General features: G+C 61.1%; 11 protein-coding genes. 4 read left to right on the top strand and 7 right to left on the bottom strand.

The features are described 5' to 3' along the window. Nucleotide 1: 1 nt before the first annotated feature. Nucleotides 2-1,297: a DUF4493 domain-containing protein gene (locus FMF02_RS02900; RefSeq protein ID WP_141412148.1), complete on the bottom strand. Its 1,296-nt coding sequence runs from the start codon at nt 1,295-1,297 to the stop codon at nt 2-4. Nucleotides 1,298-1,522: 225 nt separating this feature from the next. Further along, a complete protein-coding gene (gene dpp5 / locus FMF02_RS02895) occupies nt 1,523-3,697 on the bottom strand; it encodes a dipeptidyl-peptidase Dpp5 (RefSeq protein WP_141412147.1) in 2,175 nt (724 codons plus the stop codon). A 69-nt stretch (nt 3,698-3,766) separates the two neighbouring features. On the opposite strand from dpp5, the gene FMF02_RS02890 reads away from it, so the two are divergent. Beyond that, complete coding sequence (locus FMF02_RS02890; RefSeq protein ID WP_019131361.1) at nt 3,767-4,357, top strand: NUDIX hydrolase; 591 nt, start codon at nt 3,767-3,769, stop codon at nt 4,355-4,357. A 67-nt stretch (nt 4,358-4,424) separates the two neighbouring features. Here the strand turns inward: FMF02_RS02890 and FMF02_RS02885 are convergent, their stop codons facing one another. From FMF02_RS02885 to FMF02_RS02875, 3 genes are all read right to left on the bottom strand, one after another. Further along, entirely contained in the window at nt 4,425-6,272 is a 1,848-nt protein-coding gene (locus tag FMF02_RS02885) for a TIR domain-containing protein (protein ID WP_141412146.1), read from the bottom strand. Between the two features lie 885 nt (nt 6,273-7,157). Beyond that, complete coding sequence (locus FMF02_RS02880; protein ID WP_019131359.1) at nt 7,158-7,574, bottom strand: SRPBCC domain-containing protein; 417 nt, start codon at nt 7,572-7,574, stop codon at nt 7,158-7,160. 66 nt (nt 7,575-7,640) lie between these two features. Then, a complete protein-coding gene (locus tag FMF02_RS02875) occupies nt 7,641-8,396 on the bottom strand; it encodes a LytR/AlgR family response regulator transcription factor (RefSeq protein ID WP_141412145.1) in 756 nt (251 codons plus the stop codon). Nucleotides 8,397-8,597: 201 nt separating this feature from the next. Here FMF02_RS02875 and FMF02_RS02870 point away from each other — a divergent pair, with 201 nt between their 5' ends. Next, complete coding sequence (locus FMF02_RS02870) at nt 8,598-8,912, top strand: hypothetical protein (RefSeq protein ID WP_019131357.1); 315 nt, start codon at nt 8,598-8,600, stop codon at nt 8,910-8,912. Nucleotides 8,913-8,980: 68 nt separating this feature from the next. On the opposite strand, the gene tsaE is transcribed toward FMF02_RS02870, so the two are convergent. After that, entirely contained in the window at nt 8,981-9,397 is a 417-nt protein-coding gene (gene tsaE / locus FMF02_RS02865) for a tRNA (adenosine(37)-N6)-threonylcarbamoyltransferase complex ATPase subunit type 1 TsaE (RefSeq protein WP_019131356.1), read from the bottom strand. A 2-nt stretch (nt 9,398-9,399) separates the two neighbouring features. Then, the gene (gene porX, locus FMF02_RS02860; protein WP_019131355.1) at nt 9,400-10,950 is read right to left on the bottom strand and encodes a T9SS response regulator signal transducer PorX; all 1,551 of its coding nucleotides are present in this window, start codon (nt 10,948-10,950) and stop codon (nt 9,400-9,402) included. A gap of 411 nt (nt 10,951-11,361) precedes the next feature. On the opposite strand from porX, the gene FMF02_RS02855 reads away from it, so the two are divergent. Beyond that, a complete protein-coding gene (locus FMF02_RS02855; protein ID WP_019131354.1) occupies nt 11,362-11,634 on the top strand; it encodes an HU family DNA-binding protein in 273 nt (90 codons plus the stop codon). Nucleotides 11,635-12,081: 447 nt separating this feature from the next. Continuing rightward, on the top strand, nt 12,082-13,626 hold the full coding sequence (locus FMF02_RS02850; protein ID WP_019131353.1) for an Rne/Rng family ribonuclease: 1,545 nt from the start codon (nt 12,082-12,084) through the stop codon (nt 13,624-13,626). Nucleotides 13,627-13,670 lie beyond the last annotated feature (44 nt).

Below are 13,670 nucleotides of genomic sequence, written 5' to 3'. Positions count from 1 at the left end.
ATCATCGGATTGTGGTTATTTTTTGTGTGTTGTGAATCGGTTTGGCGTCGCCGCCCGGATAGGGTTGTCCGGCGTGGGGCGGTTCCAGCGGTTTGGCATCGCCGCCCGGATACTCCTCTTCGGGGCCTTCGGGTTCGGGTGCTTCGCCGTTGGTGCTGTGCACCATGATCGAGGCGACGGTGGTCTGCCCTTCGTTGTCGGTGACCGTCAGACGGAAATCGCTGTCGCCCGTACCCAGCAGCGGAATGAGCGGCATGAAAGGCGAGATGTCGAACGATACGGAGGTCTGGCCGACGACCTTCTCTCCGGTGGGGAATCCCAGCCCTTCGAGCGGTTCCTTGTAGTCGCCCGGCGAGACCAGATCGAGCTCCGGCGCGAGCCCCACGGCATCGAGCACTTCGGGCGTCAGCACCTCTTCGGAGATGATCTCCACGGTGAAGGCGCGGATGCCGGCCGCGGCGGTGACGACGATCTGCGCTTCGAGTTCGTCGTTGGCTTCGTAGCGCTGGGAGGTGTCGTGGCCGACCCATTCGATGTCGGGCGCCGAGAGCGATTCGCCCTTGACGGTGAAGCGGTAGAGTTGTCCGGCCTGCACGTCCGTGTAGCGTCGCGTGAACGACACGGGCGTTCCCTCGCCTGCGGTTCCTTCGACGGTCAGGGTCAGCGTCCGCGCCGTCCCGACTGCGAACCAGCCCGTGCGGCTCTCGGTGGTCGTGAAGGCGAGCGCTTCGCCGCCGCAGTCGACCGTGGCGGTCGACTGCGTACCGAATGCGGGGTCGAAGACCAGCGCGACGCCGACGGCGGCCGGCGTGCAGAGCACCTCGCCCACTTCGACGGTCGCGTTCCGGTCGATCAGCACCTCCTGACGGGCGGCGTAGACGGGGTCGTCCCATACTGCGGCTTTCGGTTCGGCCGACTCGACCGTCAGCGTATAGGCTCCGGCGGGCAGGGTGAGCGTCTCGGGGCGTCGGTCGTAGGGGAACTGCGCGACGGCGGCGCCCGCCGCATCCGTAACGGTACATGTATAGGTGGTCTCGGCTTCCGCACGGGCGGCCGTTTGCAGGCGGCCGGAGGCGGCCGGAGCGCTCGTCGCGGCTGCGGCGTCGGGGCGCACGACCGCGTCGTGCGTTTCGGTCTCGGTGGAGAGGACGACGGTCATCGCCGCGAGCGACAACGTGCCCGTGGCGGTCCCGACGGGCTGCTGTCCGTCGCCGTATTCGGCCTTCTCGCGGTCGCACGACACCGGCGCGAAAGCCAGTGCCAGCAACATGGAAACGCTCAGGAGGATCTTTTTCATCTTCGTTATCTCGATGCGGCCTTCTGCGGGACGGCCGTCGTTTTTCGGTTTGAACACAACTTTCAATTTGTGTACAAAAATAGCCGGTTCGATAATATATAGGAAAAAATTTCAACGAACACCCCGTTTTTCATCATGAACAGGTCGGAGTAATCGTAAAACGACATCGGGAACGCATCCCTGTCCGGAGGGGTGCGCTCCCGATGCGGGGCTCGTCGGAAGAGGCTACCGGGCCTCCTTGACGTATTTGTCGAGCCAGCCGAAGAATTCGCGGTTCCAGACCACCGAGTTCTGCGGCTTGAATACTTGGTGCGCTTCGTCCTCGAAGGCCACGAGCCGTGCCGGTATGCCGTGCAGACGGGCGGCTGTGAAGGCTTCGAGCGACTGCGTGTAGGGGATGCGGAAGTCGTATTCGCCCGTGACGATCAGGATGGGCGTGTCCCAGCGGTCGACGAACTTGTGCGGCGAATTGGCGTAGGAACGCATGGCCGTGGGGTTATCCTTTTCCCAGTAGGCCCCGCCGTAGTCGTGGTTGATGAAGAACAGCTCCTCGGTCTGGCCGTACATCGACTCGAAGTTGAAGATGCCGCAGTGGGCGATGAAGGCCTTGAAGCGCTTCTGGTGGCAGCCGGCCAGGAAATAGACCGAATAACCGCCGTAGGAGGCGCCCACGCAGCCCAGCCGGTCGCGGTCGCACCACGGTTCGCGCGCCACGTCGTCGATGGCCGAGAGGTAGTCGCGGATGTTCTGTCCCGAATAGTCGCCCGAAATCTGTTCGAGCCACTCCTGCCCGAACGAGGGTACGCCGCGGCGGTTGGGCGCCACGACGACGTAGCCCTGTGAGGCCATCAGCGCGAAGTTCCAGCGGTAGCTCCACGCCTGCGAGACGACGCTCTGCGGGCCGCCCTCGCAGAAGAGCAGCGTGGGGTATTTCTTCGCCGGATCGAAGTCGGGCGGCAGAACGACCCACGTCAGCATCCGCTTGCCGTCGGTGGTCTCGACCCAGCGTTTTTCGACCGTTCCCAAGCGGATGTGGTCGTAAATTTCCTTGTTGACGGCCGAGAGTTGCGTGAGCTTGCCGTCGGCGGGGTCGACCTCGAACTGTTCGGTGGCCATGCGCATCGTCGTCACTTCGGCGACGATGCGTCCGCCGGCCATCGTGAAGGCGTTGATGTCGTGGTCGCCCGACGTGACGACCTTCGGCAGGTCGACGGTGCCGCACGTGGCGTCGGGGGCCGGCAGCGCGAGGCGGCAGAGTTGGTAGGTTCCCTCCATCGGGGCGATGAACCACAGCGTGCGGTCGTCGGCCCACGCCACGTTGGTGGCGTGGTAGTCGAAGGAGGGCGTGAGGTCGGTGATCTCCGCCGTGCGGCAGTCGTAGCGCATCAGGCGCTCCTTGTCGGCTTCGTAGCCGGGCGTGGCCATCGAGCGGAAGGCGATGTAGCGGTCGTCGGGCGACCAGACGGGGTATTTGTCATAGCCGGGGAAGGGCGTATTGCGGTGTACCATGGCGTTGAAGCGGACGCGGCCCTCCATCGGCTTGCAGATGTTGACCGTGCGGCCGCTCGCGCGGTCGTAGACGAAGATGTCCGAATCGGTCGAAAGGGCGTAGTCGGTGCCGGTGAGGGGCTTGCAGGTGTAGGCCAGCCGGTCGCCGGCGTTGCTCCATGCGATCTCGGCCGTGTCGAAGTAGGGCGCCGTGGGTACGTCCCACGCCGCGTCGGCGCCTACGATGTCGACGCCCTCGGCGGCTTTGCCGTCGGTGAGGGCGGCGATGAAGAGGTGGCGGTAGCGCCCCTCGTCCCAATAGTTCCAGTGGCGGGCCATCAGATCGTCGTAGATGTGCGCTTTCGACCGGGGCATGTCCTTATAGAGGTCGGCCGAACACTTCTCGGCGCCGGGGACGGCTACCGTCTGCACGTACCAGATCGCATCGCCGGGCTTGTTGACGCCGAAGCCCTCGACGTCGGCGTCGAAGGCGGTCACCTGCTGCGGCTCGCCGCCCGCGGCGGCCATGCGCCATACCTGCTGCGTGCCGCTGCGGTCCGACAGGAAATAGAGCGTGCGCCCGTCGGCCGACCACGCCGGCGACGTGTTGTTCGACGTGTGGTCGGTCAGCTGGCGCACCTCGCCCGATGCCATGTCGCGCAGGTAAAGCGCCGTCACGCCGCGGTTCTCGCCGAGATTGTAATAGGTGACCGTGTAGACGAGCCATTTGCCGTCGGGCGAAAGCTGCGACCCTCCGAGCCTTCCCATCTTCCACATCACCTCCGGGGTGAAACGTCCCGCGGCGATCTCTTCGGCCGTGAGCGCGTTGTCGATTTCGAGAGGTCGGGGCCGCTCCGTACAGGAGCCGAGTCCCAGAACCGTACATGCCATAAGCAGGAAAAATTTTTTCATATTTGCCGAGTTGGGTTTCTTCATTTCGTTCAAATCTTCGTACTTTTGCCGGAACAAATCGTATGCTTCATGTGCCGAACGATCTATTTCGCCGATAAGATTCTGCTTTTTTCATCGCGTCCCGTCGGAGAGCCTTACCATGAGATTCCGCTCGAAGCCGGCACGACGCTTCCGCAGGCGAAGATACTCAATTTTTTGGAAACATTCAATTTCGTGGCGGTCGTGACTCCCGACCCCGACCGCTGTTTCGCGGCCTTCGCCGCGGCGTTCCGGCTCGTCGAGGCGGCCGGAGGCGCGGTCGTCAACGACCGCGGCGAGCGGCTGATGATCTACCGCAACGGCCGTTGGGATCTGCCCAAGGGGCATTGGGAGCGGGGCGAGACGATCGAGGCGTGCGCCCTGCGCGAGGTTCGGGAGGAGACGGGCGTCGCGGCTTCGATCCGACGTCACCTGTGCGACACGCTCCATTGTTACCAGTTACGCGGGGAGTGGGAGATGAAACGCACCCATTGGTTCGAGATGGCAGCCGCGGCCGACGCGACGCTCCGGCCGCAGACCGAAGAGGGGATCGACCGCGTATGCTGGTGTACGCCTGACGAGGTAGAACTGCATTTGCAGCAGACTTTTCCGACTATCCGGCGGGTTTTCGCCAAATTGTAGGCGGGCAGAAGGGATTGGAAAAGCGGGCGTCTGAATCGTCGGACGTCCGCTTTTTCGATAAGGTCGTTTATCCCACGAAATTGTCGTGTTCCCACCGGCCGGCCTGGCGGGTGCCGTCGGCATGGTATTTAATACCGTAACCGTGGAAATCGCCGTCCGAGAACTCTCCCTCGTAACGGTCTCCGTCGGCCCAGTAGTAGATGCCCTCGCCGTTGAATTTTCCCTCGACGAAATCTCCCTCGTAGCGGTCGCCGCTGGTCCAGTAGAAGACACCCTTGCCGGTGCGTTTGTCGGCGACCCAGTCGCCGACGTATTTGTTTCCGTTGGCCCAGTAGTAGGTACCCTTGCCATGACTCTTTCCCTCGACGAAGTCGCCCTCGTAACGGTCGCCGTCCGGCCAGTAGTAACATCCTTTTCCCGTGCGCGAGCCCTCGATGAAGTCGCCTTCGTAGCGGTCGCCGTCGACCCAGTAATAAACGCCCTTGCCGGTGCGTTCGTCGTTGACCCAGTCGCCGACGTAATAGTTGCCCGAATTCCAATGGTAGGTACCCTTGCCGTGGCATTTCCCCTCGACGAAGTCGCCTTCGTAGCGATCGCCGTCGGCCCAGTAGAACGTACCTTTGCCGGTGCGCTTGTCGTCGACGAAAGCGCCGGTATAACGGTTCCCGCTCTTGTAGTAGTAGGTACCCGTCCCGTGGCATTTTCCCTTGACGAAATCCCCTTCGTAGCGATCGCCGTCGGCCCAGTAGTAGGAGCCTTTGCCCGTGCGTTCGCCGTTGATGAAATCGCCCTCGTAACGGTCTCCGTCGGGCCAGTAGAACGTACCGCGGCCGGTGCGCTTGTCCTCCGCGAAGGTGCCTTCGTAGCGGGTGCCGTCCTTGTAGTAGTAGACGCCCTGGCCGTGGAGTTTGTCGTCGGCGAAATCGCCCACGTAGCGGTCTCCGTCGGCCCAGTAGTAGGAGCCCTTGCCCGTGCGGCTGCCCTTGATGAAGTCGCCGTCGTAGTGGGAGCCGCTCTTCCAGTAGTAGGAGCCTTTGCCGGTGCGGTCGCCGTCGATGAACTCGCCTTCGTAACGGTCTCCGTCGGCCCATTGGAACGTGCCGCGGCCCGTGCGTTTCCCTTCGCGGAAATCGCCTTCGTAGCGGTTGCCGTTCTTGAAGAAATAGATGCCGCGGCCGTGCCGGTTTCCGTTGAGGAACTCGCCTTCGTAACGCTCTCCGTCGACCCAGTAGAAGGTGCCCTTTCCGGTGCGCTGGTTATCGATGAAATCGCCGACGTATTTGTCTCCGTCTTTCCATGTGTAGGTGCCCTGCCCGTCGCGTTTGTTGTCGAAGAGTTCACCTTCGTAGCTGTCGCCGTTGTCGTAGTTCTGTTTGCCGCGTGTGCGATTGCGTTCGGCCAGCGGGCGCGGAACGTCGACAGGAGTAATCGTCGGGCGCGGCACTGCGGGCGGCGGAGTCGTCGTGGCAGGCGGCGGCGTGGGTGTCGGAGGCGGTGTCACGACGGGCGTCGTGTCGAGTTTCAGCGTCCGGGCGATCGATTCCACCAATTTGGCGAAGTGCTGTTCGGGGTTGGGAAAGGCCGTGAGCCAGTGCTTGCGGCTGAGGTAGTAGTCGAACTCGTCGCTCATGCGCGTATCGTCGGCGATGAAGGGGATGATGACCTTCCCGTAGTTGAACGCCTTGTCGATCTCGTTGAGCACGTGCTCCGATGCGTTGGAGTCGTTGGTATAGATCAGCACGATGATCTGGCAGTCGCGGATGCCGCGGATGATTTCGCGGGCGTAGGGCTCTCCGGGCAGGACGTCGCGCGGGGCGATCCAGCAGGAGATGCGGTGTTGTTCCAGCGTGTGGCAGAGCGCATCGGCCAGTTGTTTGTTTTTACTTGCGTAACTGATGAAAACGTGGTGTGCCATGAGCCGAGTATTGGTGGTTGATAGTTCTTACAAATATAACGTATTTCGGCGGGATTTCAAAATCCCGCCGTCGGAAAAAAGGATCGGCAGCGTCGGCCGATGCGGACCGTGACGTTTGCCGGACGGTGCCAGTCGTCCTGCGGACTCCGTTTCGCCTGTGGCGGTATGGCGGACGGCTTTTCTTGCGAAAAGCGAGGCTCGTCCGTCCGTGAGGGCCTTCGCACCTCCGGTGCAGGCCCTCCTCGTCCTGCTCTTTCGATTGCTGCGGGATTGGCGGCGCTACGTCGTCCTGCGGACTCCGTTTCGCCTGTGGCGGTATGGCGGACGGCTTTTCTTGCGAAAAGCGAGGCTCGTCCGTCCGTGAGGGCCTTCGCACCTCCGGTGCAGGCCCTCCTCGTCCTGCTCTTTCGATTGCTGCGGGATTGGCGGCGCTACGTCGTCCTGCGGACTCCGTTTCGCCTGTGGCGGTATGGCGGACGGCTTTTCTTGCGAAAAGCGAGGCTCGTCCGTCCGTGAGGGCCTTCGCACCTCCGGTGCAGGCCCTCCTCGTCCTGCTCTTTCGATTGCTGCGGGATTGGCGGCGCTACGTCGTCCTGCGGACTCCGTTTCGCCTGTGGCGGTATGGCGGACGGCTTTTCTTGCGAAAAGCGAGGCTCGTCCGTCCGTGAGGGCCTTCGCACCTCCGGTGCAGGCCCTCCTCGTCCTGCTCTTTCGATTGCTGCGGGATTGGCGGCGCTACGTCGTCCTGCGGACTCCGTTTCGCCTGTGGCGGTATGGCGGACGGCTTTTCTTGCGAAAAGCGAGGCTCGTCCGTCCGTGAGGGCCTTTGCACCTCCGGTGCAGGCCCTCACGGCCTTCCTCGCTCGCCCTGCGGGCGGCGTCCGCTCAGACCTGCGGGGCGGCGTTGAACGACTTGGCGAGCGCCTCGGCGATCTGGTCGATCGCACCCTGAATCTTCGAGCCGATCATCATGCGCATCATCATGTTCAGGTCGATGTGCAGCACCAGCCGCATCCGCGTGTCGTAGGGTGCCACCTCTTTGAGTTGCAGCCAGAAGGCGAAATCCATCGGTACGCCGCCGTCGCCGCCGACGATCTTGATCGTCTTGGGCGCCTCCTTTTCGGCGATGCGCAGCTTCACGGTGAAGCCTTTGGCCTTGAACGAACAGGTGTCTTCGTCGGCCTGCCACTCCTCGACCCGGTCGGCCAGGGCGGGGGTGAGGTTGTCGAATCGGCTGACGACGTCGTAGATCTGCTGCGCCGAGCGGCGGATCTGCTGTTGGCGGGAGGTATATTCCTGCATGATCGTAGTTGTTTTCGGAGGAGCAAAAATAACGATTTTTCCGGAATCGTCCAACTTTCGCACCGCTCAGGAGGGCTTGTCGTTCGAAATGTGCCGGACGCGGGCGGACGGCGCGCTTTCGGGGATCGCCGCGCGGACGCTGTCGCGGTATTTGCGCGAAACCTCGAGCGTTCGTCCGTCGACGACCACCGCGCCGGCCGTGTGCCTTGCGACGCGGTCGGCGTTGACGATATAGGAGCGGTGGATGCGCAGGAAGCGGTCGTCGAGCTGCTGCTCCCACTGCGAAATCTTGGTCTTGGTGCGTAGGGATTCGCCGGTCGAGGTGTGGATCCACACCTCCGAATCGTTGGATTCGAGGTAGGAGATCCGCTCCGTTTCGAGGCGGACGCGGCGGCGGTCGGAGATGAATTCGACGTAGCGGTCGCGGGCGGGCTGTGTGTTGCAGCGGCGTTCGATCCAGTGCATCGGCAGCGCGCAGGCGGCGAGCAGCAGCAGGATGAAGAGCGGGTTTTGCAGCAGATCGGACATCGTGATGTCGTAGCGCCAGACGGAGGCGTTGTAGCGCAGGTAGAAATTCGTCAGCATCAGGGCGACGTACTCGAAGGTGAGGACGGCCCCCGTCAGATAGAACAGTTGCAGGGCCCCGCGCCGTCGTTCGGCGAACCGGATTTGCGGCAGGAAATGGCGGAAGGCGAACAGACCGGGCAGGAACATGACGGCCAGCAGCGACGCTTCGCCGAGGGTGTAACCGAGGCTGACGAGCAGCAGCGCCACGAACGGCACGGCGGCGAGGGCCGAAAACAGCGGGAAGAGTCGTTTCATGTGCGGACGGTCGGTTTGCGAACGCAAAGGTAGCGATTTTCGGCCGATTCCGCCGTGCGCCGGCGCCGGAAAAGCGCGACGACGGGATTCTGCACTGCGAGAGGGGGATTCGACGGCCCGATCGTTTGGCTGCGTGCGGCGTTCGGCCTATCTTTGCAGCGGGGATTCCCCGAATTGTTGAACCTTAAAAATCCGTGCGTTATGTTCGATCTTTTCATTGCAGGCGGTCCGGGCGCGATGTCGCTGCTCTCCGTCGAGTTGGTCTGTCTCTTTTTCGCGGCGTGGAAAGCCCCCGCGTGGGTGCGTGAAATCGGCCTGCTGGCGTTGGTCACAGGCTGCTTTTGGCAGTTTGCGGGGCTGTTTCAGGCGGCCGGTGTCGTCGCCGAGGTCGGCGAGTGGCCTTCGGTCGGGTTGCTGTTGAACGGGTTCAAGGTGTCGTTGATCCCCGTGATGTACGGCATGATGATCTATGCGCTTTCGCTGGTGATCCGCCTCGTGCAGAAACCGCGCATCTGACCCCTGCGGGGCGAACGACACGGCGCGCACTGCGACAGTGCGCCGCCCTGCCGGTTCGTCGGGCCGCCTCAGTCGATGAACAGCGTGCGCTGCTCGGGGCCGTCCACGCGGATGCGAACCGTCATCGTGTCGTCGGGGAGCAGCTCCTCGATTTTTTCGGGCCACTCCACCAGACAGAGGTTGCCCGAATAGAAATACTCTTCGTAGCCGAAGTCGTAGGCCTCCTCGATGCGGTCGATGCGGTAGAAGTCGAAGTGGAAGACGGGGCGTCCGTCGGCCGTGTCGTACTGGTTGACCAGTGCGAAGGTGGGGCTGGTGACCGTGTCGGCGGAACCCAGACGGTCGAGGATCGCGCCGATGAGGGTCGTCTTGCCGGCGCCCATTTCGCCCCGAAAGGCGACCACCGTGCGGCCTGCCAGGGCGTCGATGACGGCTTCGGCCGCGTCGGGAAGGTCGTCGAGCGAATCGATAGCGAGCGTTTTCATGCTTATTGTTTGGGTTTTAATACGATATAGGGCACGATCATCTCCTCCATCGAAATGCCGCCGTGCTGGAACGTGTTCTTGTAGTAGCGGATGAAGCGGTTGGCGTCATTGTTATAGACGAGAAAATCGGTGTTGTAGGCGAAGATATAGCTCGACGAGAGGTTGATGCGCGGCAGCTGGATGTCTTCCGGCCGCGTGATTTCGTAGACTTCGCGCGGGTTGTAGGAGAGGTTGCGCCCCGTCTTGTAGCGCAGGTTGGGCGAGGTCTCGCGGTCGCCCGTCACGCGGATCGGGTTGTCGACGCGGATCGTGCCGTGGTCGGAGGTGATGATGACCGTGTGTCCCCGCTTCGAGAGGAGTCTGAGCAGCGTGAAGAGGTCGGAGTGTTCGAACCACGAGCGCGTCAGCGAGCGGAACGACGCCTCGTCCTCGGTCAGCTCGCGGATGATGTCGGTCTCGGTGCGGGCGTGCGACAGGATGTCGAGGAAGTTGTAGACGATCACCGAGAAATCGGCGTCGTAGATGCGTTGGATGTTGTCCACCAGCTTGCGGCCCGCTTCGGGGCGCACCAGTTTGTCGAACGTCCAGCGGTAGTTCTTGCCGTTGCTCTGCAACTGGCGGCGCAGGAACTCCTCCTCGTACTGGTTTTTGCCGCCCTCCTCGTTGTCGTTGAGCCACCGTTCGGGCATCAGACGGTCGATGGCCAGCGGCATCAGTCCTGCGAAGATGGCGTTGCGGGCGTATTGCGTCGCCGTGGGGAGAATGGCGCAGTAGAAGTCGTCGACGGCCACGTCGTAGTAGCCGCGCAGCAGCGGGTTGATCGAACGCCACTGGTCGTAGCGGAAATTGTCGATCAGCAGCAGCGTCGTCTTGGAATTTTCGTCGGCGACGGGGAGGATGCGCGAACGCATGAGCGTATGCGACATGACGGGCGTGAGGTCGTCGCGGCGGTTGATCCAGTCGAAATAGTTGCGGCGCACGAATTTCGAGAAGGCCTGGTTGGCCTCCGACTTCTGGAACTGGATCACCTCCTTGATCGAAGCGTCGCTGGACTCCGACAACTCGATGTCCCACGAGGTGATGCGCCGGTAGATGTTGCACCAGTCGGAGAAGTTCTCGGCCATTTGCAGCGCATTGGAGATGCGGCCGAACTCGACGCGGTAGTCGGCCGTCGTCTGCTCGGTGACGAGCTGCTGCTGGTGGACGTTCTTCTTGATCGACAGCAGTACCTGGTTGGGGTTGACGGGCTTGATGATGTAGTCGGCGATCTTCGAGCCGATCGCCTTGTCCATGATGTTCTCCTCCTCGCTCTTGGTCACCATGATGACGGGCGTGGTGGGGCGTACCTCCTTGATCTTGGGGAGGGTTTCCAGTCCGGTCATGCCGGGCATCATCTCGTCGAGGATGATCAGGTCGTAGCCGCCTTCGGTGGCCATGTCGATCGCGTCGTACCCGTTGTTGCAGGTGTCGACTTCATACCCTTTCTGACGCAGGAAGAGCACGTGGGGTTTCAGCAGTTCGATCTCGTCGTCCACCCATAGGATTTTCACCATAATGTCGCTGTCGGTTAGGTTGTGCAAAAGTAACGTTTTCCATAGGATAATGCAATTTCGGGGCAAAATATTGCGTGTCGGACGTTTTTTCCGCATCGTCGGCCGGCCGCCATGCAATTTCCTCCTGCTTGGCGCGTTATTTGTTATATGGCACTCACACACTGACGGATAGATTTTTTCCTGCGGGAGGGTGTCGCGTGGATGCCGGAAATGAAAAAAAATGTTAGCGAATTGTGGATTAATCAAATAAATAGTATATTTGCACACCTGAAAAAGCGATTTTTCCGGAATCCGAGGCTGAACGACCGACCCGCAGGCGGGCGGTTGCCGTGGTGAGCGAAAGGTGTAGAAGGTGTGGCAGAAGCAGGGATAGAAAGGAATTAACATATTAACTCTTAATTTTTTACAACTATGACAAAAGCAGATATCGTAAACGAGATCGCCAAAAGCACCGGTGCCGAGAAGGTACAGGTACAGGCCATTGTCGAGGCTTTCATGGAGAGCATCAAGGGATCTCTGGAGAAGAAGAACAACGTATATCTCCGCGGCTTCGGCAGCTTCATCGTCAAGAAGCGCGCCACGAAGGTAGCCCGCAATATTTCGAAGAATACCACGATTACGATTCCGGCACACGACATCCCCGCGTTCAAGCCCGCCAAGAGCTTCGCCGCGAAGGTGAAATAGGGCCGAACCGGATCCAAACTTAAAGTCAAACCATTAAATTTACAACTATGCCGAACGGAAAGAAGCATAAGCGTCATAAGATGGCTACGCACAAGCGGAAGAAACGTCTGCGCAAGAACCGTCATAAGAAAAAGTAGCACTCTTATGTATTGACAGATAGTAAAGCTAAAGGTCCGAAAGCCTTTAGCTTTAACTATTTTTTCGTAGGCAACTCCGCCCCGCTCCGTTTCCGGCCGGACGGTCGTTTCGTTTTCAGACTGGAACCGGCTGAAAAAGAGGTGGTATGCGTCTCCGGCTCCGGAAACGGCGGTCGGAAGCGAATGCGGAAATCCTTCGCCGGCCGGCGGTGTCGCAGAGGCGTTCGCCGCCGCTTTCCGCGAAACGGGTCCGAGTCCGTTCGTGAAGAGCGGGCCGGTTCGCAGGAGTGCCTTTTTGCAGGAAAACCATATGAATCGAGAATTAATCATCAACGTAACCCCGACTGAAATCTCCATTGCGCTGGCCGAAGACAAGGTGCTCGTCGAGCTCAACAAGGAACAGTGTCAGACGGGCTTCTCGGTGGGAGATATCTATCTGGGCAAGGTTCGCAAGATCATGCCCGGTCTGAATGCCGCGTTCGTCAACATCGGACACGAAAAGGACGCTTTCATCCATTACCTCGATCTGGGGTCGCAGTTTTCGTCGCTCAAAAAGCTCGTGGCGGCGCAACAGCCCGGCAAGCGCGGCGTCCGTCTCGAAGGAATCAAGCTGGAACCGGCGCTCGAAAAGAGCGGCAAGATCGGCGCCCACCTCGAAGTGGGGCAGACGGTCATGGTGCAGGTGGCCAAAGAGGCCATTTCGACCAAAGGCCCGCGCCTGACGGCCGACATCTCGCTGGCCGGCCGCAACGTCGTGCTGGTGCCGTTTTCGTCGAAGGTCTTCATTTCGCAGAAGATCCGCTCCGCCGACGAGAAGAAGCGGCTCAAACGCATCGCGCAGGGGGTGCTGCCCAAGAATTTCGGCGTCATTATCCGCACGGCGGCGATGAACGCTTCGGACGCCGACGTGGAACACGACATCCGTTCGCTGGTCGACAAGTGGCACACGGCCTTGCAGAACGTCAAGAAATCGACGGCTCCGGCGCTGCTCCTGAGCGAGCAGAACCGCGCCAATACCATCATCCGCGACTCGCTCGACTCGTCGTTCTCGCAGATTACGGTCGACGACGAGACGATGTTCAACGAGATCCGCAACTATATCCGCGTCATCGCCCCCGAGAAGGAGAAGATCGTCAAACTCTATCGGGGCAAGGTGCCCATTTTCGACAATTTCGACATCTCGAAGCAGATCAAGTCGCTCTTCGCCAAGTACGTGTCGCTGAAACGGGGCGCCTACCTCATCATCGAACATACCGAGGCGATGAACGTCATCGACGTCAATTCGGGCAACCGCACCAAGGCCGAAGACGACCAGGAGCAGACGGCTCTGGACGTCAATCTGGCTGCGGCGCGCGAAATCGCCCGCCAGCTTCGCCTGCGCGATCTGGGCGGCATCGTCATCATCGACTTCATCGATCTGCACAAGGCGGTCAACCGGCAGACGCTCTACGACGAGATGACCAAGCTGATGGCCACCGACAAGGCCAAGCATACGATTCTTCCGCTCACGAAGTTCGGTCTGATGCAGATCACGCGCCAGCGCGTGCGTCCCGTGGCGGTCGAAGAGGTGAAGGACGTCTGCCCCACCTGCGGCGGGACGGGCAAGATCGAGCCGACCATTCTGCTCGACAAGAAGATCGAGAACAACATCTCCTACCTGACGATCGACCGCGGGCACAAATACCTCAAATTGAAGGTCAGTCCCTATGTTTCGGCGTTCCTTCACCGGGGCGTATGGTCGCTGCGCCTGCGCTGGATGTGGCGCTACAAGACGTGGCTGCACATCGTCGCGGACCAGAGCGTCGGCATCGTCGATACGCGCTTCTTCGACAAGCGGGGCAAACAACTGCTGTAAGCGGAGCCGGGCGAACGGTTCGGGGCATTGAGTACTAACGGCCT

The organism is Alistipes communis, assembly GCF_006542665.1.
Taxonomy (GTDB): domain Bacteria; phylum Bacteroidota; class Bacteroidia; order Bacteroidales; family Rikenellaceae; genus Alistipes; species Alistipes communis.
Note: the sequence above shows the minus strand (reverse complement) of the source record. Positions and strands in the feature narration are given on the sequence as shown.

What these genes read in the sequence shown, in the direction of transcription:
- tsaE (WP_019131356.1), bottom strand. Translation starts at nt 9,397, where the DNA reads ATGAAAACGCTCGCTATCGATTCGCTCGACGACCTTCCCGACGCGGCC.
- FMF02_RS02855 (WP_019131354.1), top strand. Translation starts at nt 11,362, where the DNA reads ATGACAAAAGCAGATATCGTAAACGAGATCGCCAAAAGCACCGGTGCC.
- FMF02_RS02870 (WP_019131357.1), top strand. Translation starts at nt 8,598, where the DNA reads ATGTTCGATCTTTTCATTGCAGGCGGTCCGGGCGCGATGTCGCTGCTC.
- FMF02_RS02875 (WP_141412145.1), bottom strand. Translation starts at nt 8,396, where the DNA reads ATGAAACGACTCTTCCCGCTGTTTTCGGCCCTCGCCGCCGTGCCGTTC.
- dpp5 (WP_141412147.1), bottom strand. Translation starts at nt 3,697, where the DNA reads ATGAAAAAATTTTTCCTGCTTATGGCATGTACGGTTCTGGGACTCGGC.
- FMF02_RS02890 (WP_019131361.1), top strand. Translation starts at nt 3,767, where the DNA reads ATGTGCCGAACGATCTATTTCGCCGATAAGATTCTGCTTTTTTCATCG.
- FMF02_RS02900 (WP_141412148.1), bottom strand. Translation starts at nt 1,297, where the DNA reads ATGAAAAAGATCCTCCTGAGCGTTTCCATGTTGCTGGCACTGGCTTTC.
- porX (WP_019131355.1), bottom strand. Translation starts at nt 10,950, where the DNA reads ATGGTGAAAATCCTATGGGTGGACGACGAGATCGAACTGCTGAAACCC.
- FMF02_RS02850 (WP_019131353.1), top strand. Translation starts at nt 12,082, where the DNA reads ATGAATCGAGAATTAATCATCAACGTAACCCCGACTGAAATCTCCATT.
- FMF02_RS02880 (WP_019131359.1), bottom strand. Translation starts at nt 7,574, where the DNA reads ATGCAGGAATATACCTCCCGCCAACAGCAGATCCGCCGCTCGGCGCAG.
- FMF02_RS02885 (WP_141412146.1), bottom strand. Translation starts at nt 6,272, where the DNA reads ATGGCACACCACGTTTTCATCAGTTACGCAAGTAAAAACAAACAACTG.